Genomic DNA, 23,037 nt, shown 5'->3' with positions numbered 1-23,037 from the left:
TTGTCCCGAACAATCAATTCACTGACTGTCCGGACAACCTCTTTCTATTTTACTTCAGATGTGTGTCCAAAAACCGGATCATCGCATTGTAAAATTCAATCCGGTTTTCTTCCTTTTGAAAGCCATGTCCTTCATTCTCTTTCAGCATATACTCCACGTCTACCCCTCTTGCCCTCAACGCCTCGACGATTTGGTCGGATTCCGCTTGATTGACCCGAGGATCATTGGCTCCTTGGGCAACGAATAATGGCGTTTTGATTTTATCCACATGGAAGACTGGGGAGACCGCTTCGAGAAGTTCCTTATCCTCGACCGGATGTCCGACCCGTTTGTACAAATCATTGCGGATCGTTTCCCAATATGGAGGGATGGTTTCCAATAAAGTGAAAATGTTAGATACGCCTACATAGTCTACGGCAGCGGCATACAAATCAGGGGTGAATGTGATGCCGGCTAACGTTGCATAGCCACCAAAGGATGCGCCATAAATTCCGATACGGTCCTGATCTGCAATCCCTTGTTCAATAGCCCATTGGACTCCGTCTGTTATATCATCTTGGATTTTTAATCCCCACTGTTTATTGCCCGCATCGAGGAACTCTTTTCCGTAACCGGCTGAAGACCTGAAGTTCACCTGCAGGACCGCATATCCCCGGTTTGCGAGAAGTTGAACTTCCGGATTGAAGCCCCACATATCCCTTGCCCAAGGGCCCCCATGCGGATTGACAATCAGTGGCAGATTCTCAGGTTTTTTATTCTTCGGCAATGTTAAATAACCATGAATCGTTAAGCCATCTCGGCTCTTATAAGATATCGGATGCATGTCTGCTAATTGGTCCGGATCCAACCAAGAACCCAATTCCGCTAATTTCGTCAATTCCTTCGTCGTTGAATCGTAATAATAATAGGTGCCATATACTTTATCACTCGATACAGCGACAATGAATTTCGTCATTTCTTTATTGTAATCATTAATCATCAGTTCACTTTCACTGACGTTCAATTTGTCTTTCAGTTCATTGAATAACGCCTCAAATTTTTCGTCATGAAATTGATAATGCAGTTTGTCCGTCATGTAAAGGCTATACAGGATTTTATCTTGTGTTCGATCATAGGCAGTATTTAGCACATCCACTTGTTTGTTGGTATAAATGACCTTTTCATTTGCGTTCAAGTCAAATTCCACTAATTCAATCTTATCCCGTTCTTTATTGGACAAGGCGTAAATGGATTGGTTGTCCTTCGTAAAAGCGATCGGTGTAATCGAATCTCCCGCTTCAGTCTGGACAAAAGGCCTGAACTCGTCCTTTTCGGAATTCCTGTACAAAACCGTGCTATCGACGCCGTCCGATTCTACGGCAATCCTTATTTTCCCATCATGATCCGCTAGCCAACTAACGATATTCCCTGGATTTTTAGCTACATGTGTCGTTTCACCCGTCTTGATGTTCAATTTATAGACATCAAAAGCGGTCGGGTCTTCCTTGTTCATCATAATAAGGATTTCATCTTTGATCCCCTGCAAACCACTGACCATTTCTACCCGGACTCCAGCATAAGGAGTTAAATCCCTTTCCTCCTGACCATTGAAGCTGGAGGAATAAATATGATAATTCTCATCTCCGCCATCATCTTTCAAATAGAGGATTTGATCATCTTTCCAGAAGGAGGCGACGATATCGTGATCTTTGGAGCTGGTCACCCGTACCGGTTCGCTGTCTTCCCCCATCTTCTTGAAAAAGACATTAAAACGGTTTTCCCATGAAGAAGAATAAGAAATATATTCTCCATCTGGAGATAGATCATAACCAAAATCTCCAGGGTTTTTCATGAAGTCTTCGACGGAGATCTCTTCTACACCGCGATCCGTGATCCCATGGGCAGGCGCTTTGTTGTAACCCGCCACGAGTGTCTCTAGATCATCGATGGTCATCAGAGCATCTGCCTTGGCTTGAAGTGTAAAGAGTCGTTGGGCTTTCGCAGATTGTAAGTAATCATCCAAAGTCTTCTCATCTTCCTCTATACCGAGCGACCGAATGACAATACGTGCAGCTTCCCCTTTCGAAATGGAGGCTTGACGGTCCTCCAATTCACCTGGAAGCACCCAACGTGTTACGATGGCTTCGCGCATTTCTTTGGAAGCGTGTTGATACGTGAACTCCCGTAAAGCAGTGTCAATAAAATCTTCGACGGAAACGGCCATTTCCACATTTACCTGTTGCTCTACTTTTTGACCTTCTACCGTAGTGTGCCCATCCGTTGCCATTGCACTTAATGGATAGGATCCAATAAGCGCTGCCGTGAAGACGGTCAGTAAAAATCTTTTCCTCACTTCTCATTCCTCCCTTTCGTGTACTATTTAAATAGTACACGAACACAGTTTATATTGTCAAATAATTCCGGGAAGTAAAACAGGAATCGATAGTGCCGCCCTAATTCATTTTAAGATGGGCAACGCAGGTGTTCTCATACTGAATTGAATAAAATTATTTTCAGTAAAGACAAAGATCTCATATCGTCTTTTCCACCTTCACACGAGGGGAGTAATTGAGTAAAACAACACCACCAATAATGAGTATAATCCCTACAATTACAGCAAAACTGACAGGGTCATCGAACAATAATACGCCGAGGATTGCCGTCAAAGCTGTGCCTACACCGGACCAAATTGCATAGGCCAAACTAAGCGGTAAGAAGGCTAGCGTTTTACCTAGACAATAAAAAGAAAATCCGTACCCTATGATAACAATTAAAGAAGGGACAAGGACTGTGAAACCTTCAGACAGCTTTAAAAACATTGTCGCCACAATTTCTGTAACAATCGCAATACCCAAGTATATATACCCTTTCATATGTACCTCCTATAAACCACTGTTCAGTAGTGCTACCCCACCGATAATCAGCAATATGCCCATCGACTTTTTTAGATTTATTTCCTCTTTATAAAAAATAATCCCCGCCAATGCCGTTAACGCTGTGCCAACACCAGACCAAATCGCATAGGCAAGGCCGAGTGGTAATGTTTGAAGCGATAGGGATAATGTATAAAAAGCAATGGAATATCCCGCAATTACCCCCATTGTAGGCCATATTTTCTTGAATCCTTCTGTCAGTTTCAACATGGAACTACCACAAACTTCAGCGACCACAGCAATGCTTAATAATAAATAGGCATTCATTCAACATCCTCCAATACTACTGAATTTAAATAAGTAGTGAGACATGCAGTTGCAGTCTTTCGTCAATCGGTGCGATTGGAAATAGTTGTGTGTAATACAACCCATCCAATGCCAATTAAATATCATACCTCCTATTTCACTGTACCGTCCGGACGGTTGGATTACAAAAGATTATAAATCTAACTGCAATTGACTGTTCCTGTTAGTTGAATGAAAATTCCCACCTGATATTCCCTTTCAGGAAAATTGCTACAGGGAATTATTCCGTGCTATAATAGGAGCATTGTGAATTTAGGAGGATTTTGAATGATAGCAGTTTCTAATGTAAGTCTTCAATTCGGTGACCGCAAGCTGTTTGAAGACGTCAATATACAGTTTAACCCCGGTCATTGTTATGGTTTGATCGGTGCGAACGGAGCAGGTAAATCAACATTTTTGAAAATTTTATCCGGTGAAATCGAGCCGCAAACGGGCAACGTCATTTTAGACAAAGAAGCGCGGCTTGCCGTTTTGAAACAAAACCACTTCGAGTACGAAGAAAACGAAGTGCTCGACACGGTTATTATGGGACATAAACGGTTGTATGACATCATGGCAGAAAAGAATGCCATCTATATGAAAGAAGACTTTTCGGATGAGGACGGCATGCGTGCTGCCGAACTGGAAGGCGAATTCGCAGAGTTGAACGGTTGGGAAGCAGAATCGGAAGCTGCGATTCTTTTGCAAGGACTTGGCATTCCAGAGTCTCTTCACCATATGAAAATGGCGGAATTAACCGGTTCTGAAAAAGTAAAAGTGTTGCTGGCACAATCTTTGTTCGGCAAACCGGATGTCCTTCTGTTAGACGAGCCGACTAACCACTTGGACTTGAAAGCAATCCAATGGCTGGAAGAGTTTTTAATTGAATTCGACAACACCGTCATCGTCGTCTCCCACGACCGACACTTTTTGAATAAAGTATGTACGCAAATTGCGGACCTCGACTTCTCGAAAATTCAGCTTTACCCAGGGAACTATGATTTCTGGTATGAATCTAGCCAACTCGCTTTAAAAATGGCGCAAGACCAGAATAAGAAAAAAGAAGAGAAAATTAAAGAACTACAAGCTTTCGTCGCCCGTTTCAGTGCGAACGCATCTAAATCAAAACAAGCGACATCGCGTAAAAAGACATTGGAAAAAATTCAATTGGATGATATCCGCCCTTCCTCACGCCGCTATCCTTTCGTCAACTTTACGATGGGACGTGAAATCGGGAATGATGTGCTAAGTGTCCAAAACGTATCGAAAACAGTCGAAGGAAAAGTGATGTTGAAAAATGCAACATTCACGATGGGGAAAGAAGACAAAATTATCCTTCTCGGAAACCCATTGCAAAAAACGGCTCTCCTTCAAATCCTGGCTGAAGAGGACCAACCGGATGAAGGAAGCATCAAATGGGGCGTCACTACGTCACGTGCCTACTTCCCTCTCGACAATAGCAAGTATTTCGAAGGCGATGAACAATCGCTTGTGGAATGGCTTCGCCAATACTCTCCGGAAGACCAAACCGAGACGTTCCTTCGCGGATTCCTCGGACGCATGCTATTCTCCGGTGAAGAAGTCAATAAAAAGCCTTCCGTCCTATCTGGAGGCGAAAAAGTCCGCTGCATGCTGTCAAAAATGATGTTGACGTCTGCTAATGTCTTACTTCTTGACGAACCGATGAACCACTTGGATCTGGAATCCATCCAAGCACTCAACAACGGCTTGATGGCATTTAAAGGAGCGATGGTGTTCACTTCACATGACCAGCAATTCATCCAGACGGTAGCCAACCGCATCATCGAAATCCACGAAGATGGAACGATTTTTGATAAACTGATGAACTACGACGAATACTTGGAGTGGAAAGACAAACAACAGGCTGTAAAATGATGCAATGCCGCTTCCCTGAACGGGGAGCGGTTTTTTCGTTTCTTATCGAATTTTCATCTAAAAAAATTCGTTCACCCTATGGATTCCGCAAAATTGGGTATACCAATGGCAAAGGAGTGTTTGAAATGGGTAAACATCGTGTTGTTATGCTATGTATGATAATGTTTCTCTTAGCGGGTTGCGGGGAGCGGAATTCCACAACAATGGATAATTCAGGTTCGTCCAAAGGCCCAGCGACTTCGGAGGACGGTACAACCCAGCCAGGCAAAGGAAAAGAACGTGAGAAAGCGATTGCGATGAGCGATTATTTCCCACCGGATGGAACGCAAGCAAGGTTTCAAGGTATGGGAAATGAATTTGCAGAATTCGAAATCGAAGTTGCTCACCCTTTCGATCAGTATGTCATCATTCATGAAAACAACGGAGGTGCAATCGTTCGGCGGATATTTAGACTGGAGCCGGATTCCATCAATATTTTAGAGGAAAAAGTCGTTGAAAATAAAGAGGATTTCCCTGACTTGCCCGCGATGGAAGCGATGACACCGATCGGGGTCTATTTGAAAAAGCCTTTTAAGGAAGGCGCCACCTTCGATTTCTGGACCATCGTCGATACAGATGCCTCTGTCGACACCCCGTACAAGAAATTTGACCATGCGTTAGTCATTGAAGAGAAAGGGAAAGACTACGTTAATCGAAAATACTTTGTCGAAGGAATTGGCGAGGTAAAACGCGAGTCCGTCATGCAGACGACCGATGGCGAGGAATTTACCGTCACTTCCTCTTTGGAATTGATTGATGATATTTAAAATAAAGTTCTATTCCGTCACACCATTGAAAAAAGAGGCACTCGCTCATGAGTGCCTCTTCGATTTGACGAATTAAAGTTTTACAACATTAGCAGCTTGTAGTCCGCGGTTTCCTTCCACCACTTCGAACTCTACTTGTTGACCTTCGTCCAATGACTTGAATCCTTCACCCTCGATTGCTGAGAAGTGTACGAATACGTCATCCTCGCCTTCTACTTCGATGAAACCGAAGCCTTTTTCTGCGTTAAACCATTTTACTGTACCTTGTTTCATACCAAAACCTCCAAAATGTTAATTCTTTAATACATGATTTTTTCCAAAAGAAAAATTCACATATTACAAAAAGTACCGACGATGCCGATCACTTTTTGTAATATGTGAATACGCTCATTTCGGTGTTTCTTATACATTTGGATATTGTTTCCGATTAAAACAACTATATCATATTCAAGTTTAATGTCAACCGGAATTTTAAATATTTCGAATTATTGAATAGCCCCCGCTATCTTGTAATAAAAGCATAACTCCATGATATACTTGTAAATCTTCATCGCATCCTTCGCAAAAGACTTTTTCTTGGTCAGTCCAGAATGCATAGAAAAATTCTTTTTTTACCGCCTCATGTTCATATTGACTTCTGAATTCATCCAATAATTGATGAAAAAAAACAGTAGCTTCTTCCTCATTATGAAACGTATGACGCAGTTGGACTTTCTCTTCCCATCCCTCGAACATCCACCACGGCTCATAATCCGCTTTTATATAAAGTACTTCGTACATCGTCTTGCCTCCATCCAAACAGCGGTGAATGCTTTTAATTTTAACAAAAAACCTTAAAAAGTCCAAGTGAAGACGCTTACAAGTTTGCGATAAATTGCTTTCTTCCGCTCGTATTCCTTACATTATTATGTCTAACAGGTAAAAAGGACTGTTATATTAACGGTATATTTCTTGTAAAAACTTCAATTAAAGGTTTATTAAAGTGGTTTTTGTTATGATGTTTTTCCTAATTGTAATTAGAGGACTTGGCTATAGGTGCCTTCTATTGCTTTTATGGTGCCCAGGCGCCTTTTCCAAATGAAATACATGTGTTACTGGGCAGAATCGGTTATAATTGAATATAGAATTGAAACTTTATCCATGATGAAACGTATAATTGATAGGTAAAGGAGGCCCGGCACATCATGAATGAGATTAAACAATTTTTCACACGGCATTTCATTGTCGCACCAATTAGCTTTGGGTCATGGCTCTATTTTATTATGGGTGCAGGCTTGAATATCGTGGCAGCGACTGCCTTATTGATCGCCATTTATCTCGGCGGAACATTCTCGGTCAAACAGCTGCAACATTCATCCAATATTAAAAAACTCGGGATGTCGCGGTCTGAGTATAATCATATAAAAGGGCAAATTGCAGAAGCTCGAATGAAAATAAAGAAATTAAACAGTTTATACGGACAGGTGAGGTCCGTCCAAGCATTCAAGCAACTCTATGAAATGAATAATCTTTCCCGGAAGATATTGAATATTGTTCGGACCAATCCGAGGAAATTCTATCAAGTTGAACAATTTTTCTATGCCCATCTTGATTCCGCAGTCGAATTGACTTCGAAATACGCGATGCTGGTCAACCAGCCTTTAAAAGACAAAGATCTTCGCATTGCATTACAAAACACACGTGAAACGCTTGGAGACGTGAATCGGCAATTAGAACAAGATCTTCGCGGCGCCCTTGCCTCGGATATCGAAAGGCTTCAGATGGAAATCGATTTTGTCGATGTATCCATCAATAAGAAAAAGCCGATTCTGGAGATGAAAGGAGATCCAAACCATGACAGAAAATAATGCGACAAAACATGATGTCAAGACATTCGATGACTTATTGGACAATCCGTTTGATTTGCAGGAGCCTTTACTGCCGAAGGAAATGCAGACCAAGGAAGTCGGCACAAGTACGAAGTTGATCGATCGGCTATCTGTTGAAGAGAGGGAGAAGGCAAAGCAGCTGGCGGAGCAGATCCCAGTTGGAAACTATGAAGCGATCTTGACCTACGGTGCCAATGCACAAGGCGAATTGTCGCGCTTCTCCCATCAAATGCTCGATCACGTTCAAAGTAAGGATATTGGACCTGTCGGCGATGTGCTGAAAGATTTGATGGATAAGCTCTCTGAGATTGACCCGGATGATCTGAGCGAAAAGAAAAAGTCCCCTCTTGGTAGGCTGTTCGGCAAAGTATCCAAATCCATCCAGGAAATGATGACCAAATATCAGAAATTGAGCACACAAATCGACCGGATCGGAATACAGTTGGAGCACTCAAAACGCGGTTTACTGGAAGACGTGCAAATGCTCGATAATTTATATGAGCAAAACAAGACTTATTTCCAGGCGCTGAACGTCTATATCGCTGCTGCCGAGTTGAAACGTGATGAAATTGCCAATGTCATTCTTCCGGAACTCCGCCGGAAAGCGGAATTGTCCAATGATCAGATGGATTTCCAAGAAGTGAACGATATGGCCCAGTTTTTGGATCGGTTGGAGAAACGGACATATGATCTTCAATTATCCAGACAGATCACCATCCAGAGTGCCCCGCAAATCCGGATGATTCAGCAGACTAACCAAACATTGGCGGAAAAGATCCAAGCTTCCATCATGACCTCCATACCGCTATGGAAAAACCAGATCGCCATTGCCTTGACGTTGAACCGCCAAGCGAAAGCGGTCGAGTCGCAAAAACTCGTAACAAAAACGACAAACGATCTGTTACTGAAAAACTCGGAAATGTTGAAAATCAATTCCATTGAAACGGCAAAAGAAAACGAACGCGGCATTATCGAAATTGAGACATTGAAGAAAACACAAGAGAATTTAATCCAGACGATAGAAGAAACACTCGTCATCCAAGCAGATGGCCGTGCGAAACGGAAAGCAGCCGAAGTAGAAATCGGTAGGATGGAAGAGGAATTAAAACAACGTCTCCTTGCCGTCCACGATAAAACGCAAAACCGCCCAATCTGATGGGCGGTTTTTTCATGGATTCAATGCATAGTTAGTGCGGATTTTCTATTTGCCAGGCGACAAATAAGGCGTGGGCGTTTCTACTGATATACATAAGCGAGTTCGAACGTATGAGCGATTCTCACGAGTTATAAGCGTCCAGTCGAACTTATGAGCGGTTCTCACGAGTTATAAGCGCCTAGCCGAACTTATGAGCTGGTTTGACCGTAAGATGAGCCTCTACCCTACCTCAAGCCGTCCGGATAACGATCGCTAACAATTTCCGAAGAATTCGCAGTGTTTGGTCGGTGAAGCTTTCCACTGAGTGAGAAGCTGCGGTTTTATTGCCAAACATCATAGTGAATACGGCTTTCTGGTCTTCGGTCGGTTCCTCTGTCGATAAAAAAAGATGAATAACAGAAATTCCTCGTTTTTCGGTTTCCATGACAGCCTCCGCCGTGTCGACAATGCCATTTCGGTCGTAGCCGAATGCGGACGGTTCGCCGTCAGAGAATACGAGCAGAAATTTATGCTTCTCCGGCCTCCCCGCAAGTTGGTTGGCCATCCATCGAATAGCAAAGCCATCCCGATTGTCTTCATTTGCGTCAAATGAGAGGATGGCAAGCCCGTTGTCCCGGCTACGGTCGTGAAATGTGTGCATACGTTCGAACACATTCGGCTGTCGTTCGTTCGTCACATTATACGCATCTTCATAATACAAAGATATTTCATGGGGAATGTCCAGTTGCCGCAGTACGTCATGAAAGAGTAGGACCGCTTTTTTCGTTTCATCCAATTTATCAATCATCGATGCAGACCCATCAACCAACAAACCGAAAACGGCGTCCAATTTTGTGGATGGGGCGTTTTTTCGATAAAAAGGCCTCGGTCGCTCGTCCAAAAACAACGTCATCAAGTGGTTGGACAACCTTCCCATCATAAGCCGTTCCCGTGAAGCGTTTCGTTTTAACTCCATCCGCTTTTTCATTTCCTGAACGAATGCCCGGACAAAGGGCTTTTGCTCTTCCCGCCATATGTCTAGCCGTTTACGATTCTCCGTTTCATTCACAACATGAATTCGTTTCTCTTCATAGACGACGTTCACGTGCTCTTTGCCGAACATCGTACCCGCAGACTGGCCTTTTTCACGTTTCTCCGGTTTCTCGTCTTCTTCATCCAACCAATCCTTCATATCGCCTTTCGATCCACCAAATCCTACTTCTTCAATTTCTGCCTCGTCATCACCTGGTGCCGCTCCTGTTGCATCACTTGCACCCGATCGGCCGTGCTCCAGCTCATATTCCAAATGGACGCCCGACTCATCTTCACTTTCTCGATGCCACGAACGAAAAACTTCCTCGATCGTCTCTTTCTTCCCTGGCTCGCCCTCTTCTGCCTCGGCCATTCCTTGATGGTAATAAAACCGGACAGTCTCTTCGGTAATGGCATCCCCGAGCGCATAATATTGATGAAGCAAGTCCTTGTCGATCGATTCCTCGACCATATCCACCATTCGGTGAACCAAGACAATTTGGGCTTCTGTGCTTTTTGCATCATAAGCGAGTTGCCATAAAGATAGAATCCGTCCCCTATCTAGGTCATATTCCATCCAATCAATAACGGATTCGGTAACCATTCCTTCATAGAGCGCTAGAAAAAGTTCATTAAGCAAAGCATCAGCTAAAAAACCTTTCTGAATGTTTGCTACCAGTTGGTCATGATGAAAATTACGGTACGCTTCAACCCGCACTTGGAATGCAGCCCTTGTCCCGGGACGTTCTTTTTGGATCAATTCAATGAACCGGAACTCCTCCAGCATGAGCAATAGCTCCGATGCCAATTTCCGCAAAGGATGGTGTTGAAAATCCTTCATAAATTGGAGCCAGACGCCTACGTCAAATTCCTTCCAAAAACCTAACGTCAATAAATAAATATCCGACAGTCGCCCGGCATGAACGACCCTATCTTCCCGGTGCCGCCAGAAGACGCTTATGGAAACGATCCCTTCTTGCGGCTGGAACTCCAACAGCTTGCGCTCCGTCAATTCCAAAAAAGGAGCGTCGGCCAATGCTCTGGCCAGTCGCTCATATAATAGATACGTTTTGGCGTCTACGGTCTCATCATTGAATTGAATAAACCGATTTATTTTGGTCATTCGGTTTTCTCCGCTCGGCTGGCAGGCACCCAAGTCTCCACCAACTCCAAAACAAGGTCTCGTTCAATCGGATCTTCCAGTTTTTCAGCAATAGCATAACGGATTGCCCGATCGACCGGCATATGGGCGGCCAATCCTAGAGCATCGAGCAAACTCCGGATCGATGCAGCTTCATCAGATAACAAGCCATTGACTACTTGGTTTTTCAGATCATTTGCAATTTGTAAAAACAGTGAAATTTGCTTTTCGGATGCCGAAGGATGAGCTTGTCGGATAACTTGGACCAATTGTTCGCCAGCGATATAAGGAACGGAATACGAGACGAAGCGGTTTTTCAAGGCTTCATTCATAGGGGATGTCCCGACATAGCCTTCGTTTATAGCGGCAATGACGGTGAAATTGTCATGCGCGTAGATCACTTCTCCCGTAAATGGATTGGTCAGCATTCTTCGATGGTCCAGAACACTATGAAGAATCGGTAATGTTTCGGGTCTCGCCATATTGATTTCATCAATATAGAGGATATGCCCTTTTTTCATCGCTTGTACGACCGGTCCTTCTACAAAATCAATCATCATTTCACCATTTTGCCGGACTATTGTCTTGAATCCGAGCAAGGCTTCTGCATCCAGATCGACCGAACAGTTAATGCTCTGCATCGGCTGTTGGAAAAAGTCCGAAACGGTTTGTGCAAGCTTGGTTTTCCCCGCTCCGGATGGCCCTTTCAACAGAACCGGGTTTTGTAATATAATGCCGATTAAAACATCTTCCCATAGATGAGGGTCTGGCGAGACATACCCCCCCTCTTGAATCAACTTCCGATCTACTTCCTCAAATTTCCGGGACGTGCGTTGCTGCTTTTCGATTTCAATGATAGACTCCATATACTTTCCTCCCGCTTATCAAAAAAACCGACGCGGACAAACCGTGTCGGGAGATGATTATTCAAAATATCTTTTATAAAAACCGCCGACTTTCCCGCTGTTATCGATGATAAAAACGAATTCATCCGTCTCGTTTTTCACTTCGTATTCTTTACCAGGGGTTAGTACATTCGTCACTACGTATTTTTCTGCATCTGCGTGTTGGCAAACGACTTTTCGCAGGGTTGGTGCCTCTGCCCAGTTGGTGAAGTTCATAGAGCATATCCTCCAATCATATGGAATAGGGAAAAATCGGCCCATCTAGCTAAATGGACCGATTTTTTGGTATCATCTAGCTCCGGGCGCCAGAGGCTCGGGGTCATAAGTCAAAGCTGCTAAAAACCGTGCCTGAATTTCTGCTTATTGTGCAGAAATTCGGCAAATCGAGCCCTTCGCTGCTCGATTGGCAAAAATCGCCACGCCACATCTTCGCCTTATGCCTGTCGCCTCTAGGCAGGCGCCCTTCGCTTTTGTCTTATGATCCGAGGAGAAGATCTTCCGGATTTTCAATCAATTCTTTGACCATCTTCAAGAATCCTACAGAATCTTTTCCATCGATGACGCGGTGATCATATGAAAGCGCCACATACATCATCGGACGGATTTCAATTTGATCGCCAACGGCAACCGGACGTTTTTGGATGGTGTGCATGCCGAGGATTCCAACTTGCGTACCGTTTAGGATTGGAGTGGACATCAAGGAACCAAACACACCGCCGTTTGTAATCGTGAAGGAACCACCTGTCATATCAGCAATCGTCAACTTGTTGTCACGTGCTTTTGCAGCAAGTTCACCGATCGATGCTTCGATTTCCGCAAAGTTTTTACGATCCGCATCGACAACGTTAGGTACAACGAGTCCACCCTCTGTCGATACCGCAATTCCGATGTCATAGTAGTTTTTCAACAGGATTTCATCTCCGTCAATTTCGGAGTTGACATAAGGATACTTTTTAAGTGCCGCGACGACCGCTTTCGTGAAGAATGACATGAAACCGAGGCGAACATCGTTCTGCTCAAAGAATTGGTCTTTCTTGCGTGAACGGAGTGCCATGACGTTCGTCATGTCGATCTCATTGAATGTCGTCAACATAGCTGTCGATTGTTTGACTTCCAAAAGACGTTTTGCAATTGTTTGACGACGGCGCGTCATTTTTTCGCGAGTGATCCGGCCATCATCTTGAGCTGCTGCTTTTGGTGCAGAAGCTGCTGGAGCTGCAGGGGCTTTCGGTGCAGTACCATGCGCTTCCACGTCTTGCACACGAATACGGCCCATTGGATCAACTGGCGATACTGCCGCAAGGTCGATTCCTTTTTCCCGAGCCAATTTACGTGCAGCCGGGCTTGCAATTGTACGATCAGCAGTTCCTTCCTCGGAAGCAGCCGCTGCTGCAGGTTGAGCTGCCGGGGCAGCTGTTTCTTGCGCTGCTGGTGCCGATTCTGCAGCCGGAGCTCCTGAACCCGCTCCGACTGTCGCGATGACTTGGCCCACTTCAACCGTGTCGCCTTCCGCCGCCAAGTGGGCTTGGACTACTCCTGCTTCTTCCGAAATGACTTCCACGTTTACTTTATCTGTTTCAAGCTCAACAATGAACTCGCCCTTTTCAACCATTTCGCCAGGTTGTTTCAACCAACGCGCGATTGTTCCTTCCGTAATCGACTCTGCAAGTTCCGGTACTATAATTTCTGCCACAATATATTCCTCCTCTGATCTACCGTTTGGACGGTGCACAAGCTTTCATTCTCCGAGCGGATGCCCGACTCACTTTTTCAATGCTTCTTCAATAATTCGGTTCTGTTCGATTTTATGTGATTCCCCGTCCCCTTCGGAAGGGCTGGAACGATGGATCCGTCCTACATAGGAAATCTTCTTGTTGCCTGCCAATTCGCGGATATAATTATTGGCAAAGCCCCAAGTCCCCATGTTTTTCGGTTCTTCCTGCACCCAAACAAGCTCTTTCGCTTTCGGATAACGTGCAATGATTTCCGCAATCTTTTCAGATGGGAATGGATACAATTGTTCCACGCGAACGATGTGCAAGTGTTCATAACCTTTTCCATCCTTTACCCGCTCTGCAAGATCAATCGCCATTTTACCGCTAGCGAACAATATCTTCTTGACTTTATCGACGTCTTTTCCTGTACCTGGTTGTTCCAAGACGGTCTGGAAGTGCCCTTCAGTCAAGTCAGTCACATCTGCCCCAACTAATGGATGGCGAAGTAGGGATTTAGGAGATGCGATAACCAGTGGACGCATCGACTTATCACCGAGCATTTTCGCTTGACGGCGTAAAATATGGAAATAGTTTGCTGCACTAGAAAGGTTTGCAACGGTCCAGTTATTCTCCGCACATAATTGCAAATACCGCTCAATGCGGGCACTAGAGTGCTCAGGACCTTGGCCTTCATATGCGTGTGGCAAGAGCATGACCAATCCCGATTGTTGGCCCCATTTCGAATAGCTTGCTGAGACGAATTGGTCGAACATCGCTTGCGCCATGTTGGAGAAGTCTCCATATTGCGCTTCCCAGATAGATAGGGCTTGCGGGTCTTCCAAATTGTACCCGAACTCATAGCCAACAATTCCAGCTTCTGTCAGCGGGCTGTTGTAGGCAACAAAGGATGCTTTCGATCCGCTAATATGGTGAAGAGGTACGTACTCCTCACCTGTTTTCTCATCATGTAGAACGAGGTGGCGGTGGGCGAAAGTCCCACGCTGGACATCTTGTCCCGACATGCGGATTGGATTTCCTTCTTGGAGGATGCTGCCGAATGCAAGCACTTCTGCATGAGCCCAATCGATTTTCCCTTTTCCGTTGAACGGATCTTCCCGACGTTTCAGGATACGCTCCAATTTACCGAATACGTGGAAATCTTCCGGATACGTAAGCAGTTCTTCGTTCATCCGGCGGATTGTCGCTTCTTCAACTCCGGTCTCCAAATCTCTCGGATATCCTGCTAGAACATAGTCCGGCGTCTCGTTCGAAATCAGTTCCGCTTTCGGAGATTGCTCTTTTACGGTATCGTAGGCTTTCTGCATGACGGCGTACACGTCCGAGTCAAGCTTCGTTACTTCCTCATTTGTCATGATGTTTTCAGAAACAAGCTTCTCTCCATACAATTCACGGACAGTCGGATGCTTATGAATATCATGGTACATTAATGGGTTGGTGACTAGCGGCTCATCCATTTCGTTATGACCGTAGCGTCGATACCCAATTAAATCGATTAAAATATCTTTGCCGAATTTACTCCGGTATTCGAATGCAAAGGCAGCCGTTGCAATTACCGACTCCGGGCAATCTGCATTGACGTGCAATACAGGCACTTCAAAACCTTTTGCAGGGTCAGAAGAGTAATGAGTCGATCTTGAATCATAGTATTCAGTTGTAAATCCGATCATATTATTGGCGATCACATGGATGGATCCGCCTGTTTGGAATCCACGGACACGGCTGAAGTTGAATGTCTCCGTTACAATTCCTTGACCTGGGAATGCGGCATCTCCATGGATCATGATCGCATATGCTGCGTTTGTATCCTGTTCCGGGATGCCCGGATTATCTGTTATTTCTTGCGCCGCTCTTGTCTGTCCGGCAATAACCGGGTTGACAACCTCCAAGTGGGACGGGTTGTATGCCAAGAAACGGTTCATGCCCGATTTCCCTTTATAGAGGGCACCCATATGATATTTCACATCGCCAAACCAACCGCGGGTCACTTCAAGTGAGCCATCTTCAGGGAGGTAAGGTTCATCCGGTACACCGGCGAACTGTGCAAACATCATTTCATACGATTTATTCAAGATATGTGTAAGGACGTTCAAACGGCCACGGTGAGCCATGCCTATCAACATTTTCTTTGTATTTTCTTCTTCTGAACGGCGAACGAGTTCATCCAGCAGAACGACAAGCGTATCAAGGCCTTCAATTGAGAACCGTTTCGCGCCGACAAATGTGCGGTGAATAAATTTCTCAAAGCCTTCGATTTTCGTCAAACGTTCTAAAAGATCTTTTTTCTCATCAACGGAAAGATTGATAGCCATTTCTCCGTTTTCAATTTTAGATTGAATCCAATTCCGTTCCTCTTCGTCGATAATATGTGCAAACTCATAGGCAATTTTCCCCGTATACAGCGATTTCAGGTGATTTACTGCGTCCAGTCCATTATCGATACCTACCGGAGTTTGCTTGAAAAATAATGTTGCGGGCATATCCCTCAAATCATTTTCGGTTAATCCATAATAAGATAGCTCGAGGCGGGATGAATCCTTTGGACGATCGTTCAATGGATAAATATCCGCTGCCAGATGTCCGTATGTACGTATTGCATCGAGCAACTTATAAGCGGACAACACTTTTCCAAAATTCCCCGGCGCCACTTCTACGACAGCTGCGTCTAGTTGGGTGGTGCCAAGATCCGGTGCACCGAAACGTCTAAACATCTCGGCAAGTCCAGCATCGACTGCTTCAGGATCTGTTTTGAAGACCTCGTACATCTCCATAACATATCCAAGGTTAGGACCCGTAAATTCTGCGTACGGGGAGGAGCCAACATTGTTCGACATTTAAAATGACCTCCACATTGCCATTCGGCATATTGTGTAATATTATTTTTTATCCGTATCCATATTACCATGCAAACCTAAGAACTAAAAGGGTTTAGCGTCAAGTCTTGAACTTTTTGTCCCGAATTACCTTACACCTCCTTTCCCCATAATGCAACAGTTTAAATCCCAAGCAAAAATACGGTTCTGCCGAACAGGGCTAATTTCGGTACATTAGTATCATATCCGCCATGTCTTCCGGTATTTTGGGCTGCTCAGTTTTTCTCATATTTACCAATAAGCGTTCCTTTTCCTTCTCCAACATAACAAATTCATCCAGTAACGGGCGTGTGCCGATTTCCTCTTCATTAAGTACAAGGGCAATTCCCAATGATTCGAACAAAGATGCATTCAGAATCTGATCGCCTCTGCTTTTTGCAGCTGATAACGGAATGAGCAGCATCGGCTTTTGCAACGCCAACAGTTCAAAAATGGCATTCGAACCGGCTCTCGATACTGCATAGTCTGCGGCTGCAAGTAGATGGGGCAATCCTTCCGTGACATACTCGAATTGTGTATAACCAGGAATACATTCAAGCTCTTCATCAATATTCCCTTTTCCGCATAAATGAATCACATCAAACCGGTTAAGAATAGCGGGCAGTTCATTCCGGACTGCATCGTTAATGACGGCGGACCCTTGGCTCCCTCCCATGATAAGCAGGACAGGCTTTTCTCCGCTAAGGCCCATATACCGAAGCCCCTCTTCCCGGACACCATTGAAAAGCTCTGGTCGGATGACAGCCCCTGTGCAGGTCGCTTTTCCAGCAGGTACGTACTCCAATGTTTTTTCAAACACTGTGAAGATATGCTTGGAAAAAGGCAATGCCAATTTATTTGCCAAGCCTGGCGTGACGTCCGATTCATGAATGACTACAGGCACTCTAGCCAGTTTAGCTGCCAGGACAACAGGAACCGAAACAAATCCCCCTTTGGAAAAAATGATTTCCGGTTTGATCTTGCGTATTATGGAGAAAGCCTGCATAACGCCTGCCCCAATACGAAAAGGATCCGTAACATTTTTCATGGAAAAATATCTCCTCAGCTTCCCGCTTTGGATAGCATGGTACGTCACTTCAGGATATCCTTCGCTGATCAATTCTTTTTCAATGCCCTCATAGGACCCTATATAATGGATGTCATATCCTTTTTCACTGAATACCGGGATCAGCGCTTCGTTCACAGACACGTGGCCTGCTGTTCCGCCGCCCGTCAACAGGATTGCTGGTCGTTTCACCAGGTTATTCACCTCATTTTTATCTGAATTCAGCCGAAGACCTCCACTTCTAAAAGTGAAGGGAAGAATGCTAGTGTTCTCTAATTCAGCGGGTGCCTTTATTTCTGCAAAGAACGCAGAAATATGGCAAATCGAACCCTTCGCTGTTCGATTCGCAATTACGCCGAGGCGTAATTGATGGGAAAACTCACCTCGTTTTCCGCTCTTCCAACTCATTATATCAAACGTTTCGTGTTACAATGGGGGTTGGTTTCATAAAAAAGGAGGGATCTCTTTTGGAAGCAACACTTCCCTTTAAAAAAAAATCACTCCATTTTGGAAAAATCGTATTACCGATCTTAATCACGCAAGTGGCTCTCTATTTAATGTCGTTCTTCGATATTCTTATGACAGCGCGATATGATACATACCATTTGGCAGGAGTGACAATCGGTTCTTCCTTTTGGGTTCCGGTTTATACCGGACTATCAGGCATCTTGATGGGTTTGACGCCCATTATTGCTCAACAGATTGGAGGCAAGCGTCATAAAGAGGTCCGACCATCTGTCCAGCAAGGATTATACGTATCTATTCTGCTTTCGGCAATCGTTTTTTCAATTCTTCTCTTGATAGGCTCCTATTTTGTGTACAAGATGCCTCTGGAGATACAAGTCCAATCCGTTGCGTCCCATTATTTGAAAGGGTTGAGCATCGGCCTGTTTCCCCTCTTCGCCTACACAGTCTTGCGTTCTTTCTTTGATGCACTTGGGGCAACACGTGTTTCAATGTTCATCATTTTATTATCGGCCCCTATCAACGTTGTGCTCAATTATTTGCTGATTTTCGGGCGTTTCGGCTTCCCTGAACTGGGAGGTGTCGGAGCCGGTTATGCCTCCGGGATCACATATTGGATCGTGTTCTGTATCGCCATCCTGATTGCATGGAAGCGAAGGCCGTTCCAGTCATTCACTCTGTTTTCACAATGGGACCGTGTTTCATTGAAGCGTTGGAAAGAGATTTTATTGATTGGCATTCCAATCGGCCTTTCCATCTTTGTCGAGACAAGCATTTTTTCGGTTGTGACATTGCTCATGGCCAAATATACGACCGAAGTCATTTCAGCCCATCAGATCGCGTTGAATTTTGCTTCGTTGCTTTATATGATCCCACTCAGTATTTCAATGGGGGCTACGATCCTCGTCGGACAAGCGGTCGGCGGAGCTCGATTTCGGGATGCCAAACATTATAGCTTTCTCGGTGTATCGTTTGCGATCGGATTTAGTTTTTTGTCCATCGCGATTCTGCTGATTTTCAAAGAACAGATAGCGTCCCTATACACGACCGATCAAGGAATGATCGCTTTAGCTGTCCAATTTTTCTTCTATGCCGCATTCTTCCAACTATCAGATGCGATTCAAGCTCCGATCCAAGGTGCGCTCCGCGGATACAAGGATGTTAATATGACCTTTATTGTCGGGGTCATCTCGTTTTGGGTGATCGGTTTGCCGGTCGGCCATGTCATCGCATCTTATACAGACTTTGGCCCTTTCGGCTACTGGATTGGATTGATCGCCGGCCTGCTTGTTGGTGCTATCACGCTGACCTTCCGACTGATTTTTATTCAAAAAAAATACGAAAAATGAAAAATCCCGCCCGTATTCCCTACGGTGCGGGATTTTCTTAATTAGTGATTCCAGTTCTGGTTACCTTCACTTTCACTTTCACCTCAATCGGGAGCGTTGCATACGTTTCCTGCCAATCCCCTTTTTTCCATAGCTCCCTATGAAAAGCGTGTACATGACGTCCAAATCCGACGATATCGCTTTTCGCTTCCTGTGTTTTTTTAATGACCTCATTGAATTCTTTCTCTATTTCCTTACTCAAAAATGACTCGATTTCACTAATCGTTTTCTTCTTATCCAGTTGATCATGAGGAAACTCCTCAAGGTTTACTTCCAGAGTGTAGGAAGCGTCGATTTTTTTTGTTGTGATATCCCATTTCCGTTTGACTTTCGATACATCGATTGTAATCGGGCTTTCCTCCTCACCTTTTTTCCACATATATGAAAGACGGGTATATTTCCCTTTCTTTTTACGCATCAAATTAGCAAGCATCGATTCTTTGGAGGATAATGTCTTCCCTGTATACCGATGATTACTGAACAGGGCTACGCCATTTAACTTCGGAGCCCCACTCTCCTCCTCAATTATTATATAGGGTAAGCTAAGGTCGATTTGATCATCAAATAACAAGGTCGCGGTGCCTTGAAGCGTAATGTCGGGAATAATATTGAAAATCACACCCGTACGCAAAAGTTCCGGATAATAGTCCGACACTTCACCTTCCACTCCAGTCGGATTGAAATAGTCTTTCATCTCACCTTCTATAATGGCGATGTAGCTTCCCAACCGATGCCGGGGCGTTCGAAAAAACATATCTATGTACGTATACAACTCCTTTTTCGCCAATTCACCATCGAGTAAGACCACTTCCAGATGCGCCAAATCCAAACCTTCCATTGAACTGTGATTGGCATCGGACCTTGATGCCCGAGTTGACAGACCTTCCCCTTCCGATTGTGCATACGTGATCTTTCCATTGAGGAAAATCGGAAAGGCATACATCGATTTCACCCCTTCCGATTGCGCTTCCAATCCGACAAGGGGCACGATCGTCACGTCTTTATATTGCTCCTCATCCCAACAACCGCTTACGAGTAAAATAGGCAGGATGAATAAAAAAAATCTTCTTTTTTTCATGAAGCTTTCCTCCGATTCATCAGTACGACAACTACCGGTAAGACAATCGAAAAAAATAAATGGAAGTAAATGATGGCACTTCTAATGAAATCAACTCTTTCTTTTGTAAGAAAAAACAATGGGACCAGACAGATAAGCACATGATAGATGATGGTAGATCGCTTGCTATTCTTTTTTTTCGCATGAAGTTGATGAACATGTATGCTGATGAACGAATAGAGCGTGATCGTAACGATACTCCACGTCATCCAGACAAAGAGGAAAAACAAATCCAACCTCTCAACGAATGTCACCTTCTGGGATTTCAAAATATAGATAATCGGTTCCTCAATGATCTTGGCATCCCTCACCGGAAAAAACATTTGAACGAAGAGAAGGCCGGTTAAAAAAATGAAAAGCCATATGTTCTGATAAATAAAAAGCGGGATACCTTTGATAGCACTATCCTTTTTCACATATTTGCGCAAAAACAAATAGATCTCCACACCAATAAATGTAGTCTGGGCGGCAAACAGACCTTTGAACCAATCCTTCTCATCTGAAAAAGTGATGGGAAACAATCGGGTCCATTCCAGGTCGGGAATTGCAAATAGTAATGCCAGAATTAGCAGTGGAATCAGCGGAACTAGAAGAACCGGCAAATTGATGGCTGTGGCTGCCCTGCTTAAATTGGCATATAGAGAAACGCCAACCATCACTCCAATGATGATGATTTGTGGAGTATCGGGAAATATCCAGACAGCCAATGCATAATCGATATAAGCGAGAAATGTGACGACTATGACAAACCAATACCCGATATACAACCAAGAGATGAAAGGCCCTGGGTTGATCCGTTCATATACCTTTTCATATAAAACCAATTGCAAATAATGAATAGCTCCCGCCACTAAGAACACGACCCAGGCGTTGGTCTCCGCTGCCCGGATTAAGCGCGTTTGAAACGCAATATAGACGGTTCCTGTTTGAATGATAAATAAGATCAGGAAAAATTGGGTTCTCGTTAATGTAATCATTTGCGATTTCGTCCCTTTCTCGTTTTTCCAAACGAAAATGTCCTCTGCTGTTTATGCGACTTGGAAAATGGGAGACGAACAAAAATTTGCTTGAACCGTGACGGGTCGAAAGGGATGACAGGTGAAAAATAGGGTTGATTCAAGGAAGTCTGATTTAATAAATGAATGAATAGAATAAGCGTTCCAATGGCCATCCCAAAAAAACCGAAAGTGGCAGCCGCCAACATGAATGGAAAACGCAGAAGGCGGATCGTCATATTCATTTCGACGGAAGGGACGACGAAACTGGAAATGGCGGTCATCGCTACGACAATCACCATTAAATTCGATACGATGCCTGCACTGACTATCGCATCCCCGACCACCAATCCGCCGACAATGCCAATCGTCTGACCAATCGGTTTTGGCAGGCGGATACTCGCCTCCCGGATCAATTCAATAAAAAACTCGAGTATTAATGCTTCTATGACAGGCCGATATGGTATTTCATTAATGGCGAGCTTCACCTTTTTACTGATCTCAATCGGTAGGATTTCAGAATGGAAACTAACGACAGAAATATAAAAGGAAGGCAGGAAAATCGCTGTAACTAGACTAAATAACCGCAACAAGCGGTAAAAGGAACCGACGAGCACCCTCCCATTGAAATCATCAGGTGACTGGTAAAAAGAAAAGAAAGTGATGGGAGCAATTAAGGCGGTCGATGAGGCATCTGTGAAAACTGCTATTTTCCCTTCAACCAAATTTTGCACGACACGGTCAGGTCTTTCCGTGTTCATGAATTGAGGAAATGGTGACCAGATCGAGTCCTCCAAGTAATCCTCGATTTGACCAATGCTCAAAATAATATCTTCGTCAATCGCTTTCAAACGAGCTTCCAAATCCGACACCACATTGTGATCTACAATAGAGTCAAAGTATAAATACGTTATCGTCGTATTGGTTTTATGCCCCGTTTGTATTGATTTTACGACGAGGTCGGGAGAGTTCAATTTATTCCGGATGAGTGATAAATTTTGCTGCATATTTTCAACAAAACCCTCATGACTCCCACGAACAATTTGTTCATTCCCCGGCTCATCAGGGGATCGGGTCGCTACTTTTTGGGCAGTGATGGTTAAAATCAGCTTGGAATCGGGAAAAATGACCGCGGTCGAACCCGTGCAAACGATCTTTAACAGTTCTTCCTTTGAATACGACTTAATTTCTGAAACGGCCGTCTTTCCCCAATTGGGCATTTCTAATTGAGCGCGGTTCCTGATGATATCAATTTGTTTATTCACTTCATTGCCGTCCGCTAAAGAATAGTAGTAGCAAACAATCCCTTTACCAGTCGGCCAATCGACTTCCTGCACGAATAAATCTACAGATTCATGAAATAATTTTTTTATGTAAACTACGTCTATTTTCTGCTCTTTCGATTGCTCCTTCACCCTGTTCACCTCATAGGCGAAGTATC

The 23,037-nt window shown here is 44.3% G+C and carries 19 protein-coding genes; 5 read left to right on the top strand and 14 right to left on the bottom strand.

The window, feature by feature from the left end:
- Nucleotides 1–49 precede the first annotated feature (49 nt).
- From AB1K83_RS12180 to AB1K83_RS12170, 3 genes are all read right to left on the bottom strand, one after another.
- Nucleotides 50–2,332 (bottom strand): prolyl oligopeptidase family serine peptidase, encoded by a 2,283-nt coding sequence (locus AB1K83_RS12180; protein ID WP_413058466.1) that lies wholly within the window; start codon nucleotides 2,330–2,332, stop codon nucleotides 50–52.
- Nucleotides 2,333–2,510: 178 nt separating this feature from the next.
- The gene (locus tag AB1K83_RS12175; RefSeq protein WP_413058465.1) at nucleotides 2,511–2,852 is read right to left on the bottom strand and encodes a DMT family transporter; all 342 of its coding nucleotides are present in this window, start codon (nucleotides 2,850–2,852) and stop codon (nucleotides 2,511–2,513) included.
- Nucleotides 2,853–2,861: 9 nt separating this feature from the next.
- Nucleotides 2,862–3,179, bottom strand: a complete 318-nt coding sequence (locus AB1K83_RS12170) for a DMT family transporter (RefSeq protein WP_413058464.1) — start codon at nucleotides 3,177–3,179, stop codon at nucleotides 2,862–2,864.
- Between the two features lie 306 nt (nucleotides 3,180–3,485).
- Between AB1K83_RS12170 and AB1K83_RS12165 the strand changes: the two genes are divergently transcribed.
- Nucleotides 3,486–5,093: an ABC-F family ATP-binding cassette domain-containing protein gene (locus tag AB1K83_RS12165; protein WP_413058463.1), complete on the top strand. Its 1,608-nt coding sequence runs from the start codon at nucleotides 3,486–3,488 to the stop codon at nucleotides 5,091–5,093.
- Nucleotides 5,094–5,218: 125 nt separating this feature from the next.
- A complete protein-coding gene (locus tag AB1K83_RS12160) occupies nucleotides 5,219–5,899 on the top strand; it encodes a hypothetical protein (RefSeq protein ID WP_413058462.1) in 681 nt (226 codons plus the stop codon).
- A gap of 72 nt (nucleotides 5,900–5,971) precedes the next feature.
- On the opposite strand, the gene AB1K83_RS12155 is transcribed toward AB1K83_RS12160, so the two are convergent.
- Both AB1K83_RS12155 and AB1K83_RS12150 read right to left on the bottom strand, forming a co-directional pair.
- On the bottom strand, nucleotides 5,972–6,172 hold the full coding sequence (locus AB1K83_RS12155) for a cold-shock protein (RefSeq protein ID WP_413058461.1): 201 nt from the start codon (nucleotides 6,170–6,172) through the stop codon (nucleotides 5,972–5,974).
- Nucleotides 6,173–6,370: 198 nt separating this feature from the next.
- Nucleotides 6,371–6,679, bottom strand: a complete 309-nt coding sequence (locus tag AB1K83_RS12150) for a DUF1033 family protein (RefSeq protein WP_413058460.1) — start codon at nucleotides 6,677–6,679, stop codon at nucleotides 6,371–6,373.
- A 404-nt stretch (nucleotides 6,680–7,083) separates the two neighbouring features.
- Here AB1K83_RS12150 and AB1K83_RS12145 point away from each other — a divergent pair, with 404 nt between their 5' ends.
- Nucleotides 7,084–7,746 carry a 5-bromo-4-chloroindolyl phosphate hydrolysis family protein gene (locus tag AB1K83_RS12145; protein WP_413058459.1) on the top strand — a complete coding sequence of 221 codons (663 nt, stop codon included), beginning with the start codon at nucleotides 7,084–7,086 and terminating at the stop codon, nucleotides 7,744–7,746.
- Nucleotides 7,733–8,923, top strand: a complete 1,191-nt coding sequence (locus AB1K83_RS12140) for a toxic anion resistance protein (protein WP_413058458.1) — start codon at nucleotides 7,733–7,735, stop codon at nucleotides 8,921–8,923. Before AB1K83_RS12145 ends, AB1K83_RS12140 begins: the two co-directional genes overlap by 14 nt.
- Nucleotides 8,924–9,152: 229 nt before the next feature.
- Here AB1K83_RS12140 and AB1K83_RS12135 read toward each other — a convergent pair whose 3' ends face one another.
- The 6 genes from AB1K83_RS12135 to AB1K83_RS12110 all read right to left on the bottom strand — a co-directional run bounded on the left by AB1K83_RS12135 (nucleotide 9,153) and on the right by AB1K83_RS12110 (nucleotide 17,823).
- Nucleotides 9,153–11,057: a vWA domain-containing protein gene (locus tag AB1K83_RS12135; protein ID WP_413058457.1), complete on the bottom strand. Its 1,905-nt coding sequence runs from the start codon at nucleotides 11,055–11,057 to the stop codon at nucleotides 9,153–9,155.
- Nucleotides 11,054–11,941 carry an ATP-binding protein gene (locus AB1K83_RS12130; RefSeq protein WP_413058456.1) on the bottom strand — a complete coding sequence of 296 codons (888 nt, stop codon included), beginning with the start codon at nucleotides 11,939–11,941 and terminating at the stop codon, nucleotides 11,054–11,056. Before AB1K83_RS12130 ends, AB1K83_RS12135 begins: the two co-directional genes overlap by 4 nt.
- 57 nt (nucleotides 11,942–11,998) lie before the next feature.
- Nucleotides 11,999–12,196, bottom strand: coding sequence for a DUF6501 family protein (locus AB1K83_RS12125; RefSeq protein WP_413058455.1), 198 nt, complete (start codon nucleotides 12,194–12,196; stop codon nucleotides 11,999–12,001).
- A 259-nt stretch (nucleotides 12,197–12,455) separates the two neighbouring features.
- Nucleotides 12,456–13,673: a 2-oxoglutarate dehydrogenase complex dihydrolipoyllysine-residue succinyltransferase gene (odhB, locus tag AB1K83_RS12120; protein WP_413058454.1), complete on the bottom strand. Its 1,218-nt coding sequence runs from the start codon at nucleotides 13,671–13,673 to the stop codon at nucleotides 12,456–12,458.
- Between the two features lie 69 nt (nucleotides 13,674–13,742).
- A complete protein-coding gene (locus AB1K83_RS12115) occupies nucleotides 13,743–16,547 on the bottom strand; it encodes a 2-oxoglutarate dehydrogenase E1 component (protein WP_413058453.1) in 2,805 nt (934 codons plus the stop codon).
- A gap of 199 nt (nucleotides 16,548–16,746) precedes the next feature.
- On the bottom strand, nucleotides 16,747–17,823 hold the full coding sequence (locus AB1K83_RS12110; protein ID WP_413058452.1) for an undecaprenyldiphospho-muramoylpentapeptide beta-N-acetylglucosaminyltransferase: 1,077 nt from the start codon (nucleotides 17,821–17,823) through the stop codon (nucleotides 16,747–16,749).
- 275 nt (nucleotides 17,824–18,098) lie between these two features.
- On the opposite strand from AB1K83_RS12110, the gene AB1K83_RS12105 reads away from it, so the two are divergent.
- The gene (locus tag AB1K83_RS12105) at nucleotides 18,099–19,445 is read left to right on the top strand and encodes an MATE family efflux transporter (protein ID WP_413058451.1); all 1,347 of its coding nucleotides are present in this window, start codon (nucleotides 18,099–18,101) and stop codon (nucleotides 19,443–19,445) included.
- A 37-nt stretch (nucleotides 19,446–19,482) separates the two neighbouring features.
- On the opposite strand, the gene AB1K83_RS12100 is transcribed toward AB1K83_RS12105, so the two are convergent.
- From AB1K83_RS12100 to AB1K83_RS12090, 3 genes are read right to left on the bottom strand one after another with little or no spacing between them, the layout of a single operon-like run.
- Nucleotides 19,483–20,562: a Ger(x)C family spore germination protein gene (locus tag AB1K83_RS12100; RefSeq protein WP_413058450.1), complete on the bottom strand. Its 1,080-nt coding sequence runs from the start codon at nucleotides 20,560–20,562 to the stop codon at nucleotides 19,483–19,485.
- Entirely contained in the window at nucleotides 20,559–21,578 is a 1,020-nt protein-coding gene (locus AB1K83_RS12095) for a GerAB/ArcD/ProY family transporter (protein ID WP_413058449.1), read from the bottom strand. Before AB1K83_RS12095 ends, AB1K83_RS12100 begins: the two co-directional genes overlap by 4 nt.
- On the bottom strand, nucleotides 21,575–23,011 hold the full coding sequence (locus AB1K83_RS12090; RefSeq protein WP_413058448.1) for a spore germination protein: 1,437 nt from the start codon (nucleotides 23,009–23,011) through the stop codon (nucleotides 21,575–21,577). Before AB1K83_RS12090 ends, AB1K83_RS12095 begins: the two co-directional genes overlap by 4 nt.
- Nucleotides 23,012–23,037: the final 26 nt, after the last annotated feature.

The sequence above is a fragment of the Sporosarcina sp. 179-K 3D1 HS genome (assembly GCF_047228905.1).
Lineage (GTDB): Bacteria > Bacillota > Bacilli > Bacillales_A > Planococcaceae > Sporosarcina.
The sequence above is the reverse complement of the archived record's forward strand: the minus strand, read 5'-3'. Positions and strand labels throughout refer to the sequence as shown.

What these genes read in the sequence shown, in the direction of transcription:
- AB1K83_RS12175 (WP_413058465.1), bottom strand. Translation starts at nt 2,852, where the DNA reads ATGAAAGGGTATATATACTTGGGTATTGCGATTGTTACAGAAATTGTG.
- AB1K83_RS12170 (WP_413058464.1), bottom strand. Translation starts at nt 3,179, where the DNA reads ATGAATGCCTATTTATTATTAAGCATTGCTGTGGTCGCTGAAGTTTGT.
- AB1K83_RS12165 (WP_413058463.1), top strand. Translation starts at nt 3,486, where the DNA reads ATGATAGCAGTTTCTAATGTAAGTCTTCAATTCGGTGACCGCAAGCTG.
- AB1K83_RS12160 (WP_413058462.1), top strand. Translation starts at nt 5,219, where the DNA reads ATGGGTAAACATCGTGTTGTTATGCTATGTATGATAATGTTTCTCTTA.
- AB1K83_RS12155 (WP_413058461.1), bottom strand. Translation starts at nt 6,172, where the DNA reads ATGAAACAAGGTACAGTAAAATGGTTTAACGCAGAAAAAGGCTTCGGT.
- AB1K83_RS12150 (WP_413058460.1), bottom strand. Translation starts at nt 6,679, where the DNA reads ATGTACGAAGTACTTTATATAAAAGCGGATTATGAGCCGTGGTGGATG.
- AB1K83_RS12145 (WP_413058459.1), top strand. Translation starts at nt 7,084, where the DNA reads ATGAATGAGATTAAACAATTTTTCACACGGCATTTCATTGTCGCACCA.
- AB1K83_RS12140 (WP_413058458.1), top strand. Translation starts at nt 7,733, where the DNA reads ATGACAGAAAATAATGCGACAAAACATGATGTCAAGACATTCGATGAC.
- AB1K83_RS12135 (WP_413058457.1), bottom strand. Translation starts at nt 11,057, where the DNA reads ATGACCAAAATAAATCGGTTTATTCAATTCAATGATGAGACCGTAGAC.
- AB1K83_RS12130 (WP_413058456.1), bottom strand. Translation starts at nt 11,941, where the DNA reads ATGGAGTCTATCATTGAAATCGAAAAGCAGCAACGCACGTCCCGGAAA.
- AB1K83_RS12125 (WP_413058455.1), bottom strand. Translation starts at nt 12,196, where the DNA reads ATGAACTTCACCAACTGGGCAGAGGCACCAACCCTGCGAAAAGTCGTT.
- AB1K83_RS12115 (WP_413058453.1), bottom strand. Translation starts at nt 16,547, where the DNA reads ATGTCGAACAATGTTGGCTCCTCCCCGTACGCAGAATTTACGGGTCCT.
- AB1K83_RS12100 (WP_413058450.1), bottom strand. Translation starts at nt 20,562, where the DNA reads ATGAAAAAAAGAAGATTTTTTTTATTCATCCTGCCTATTTTACTCGTA.
- AB1K83_RS12095 (WP_413058449.1), bottom strand. Translation starts at nt 21,578, where the DNA reads ATGATTACATTAACGAGAACCCAATTTTTCCTGATCTTATTTATCATT.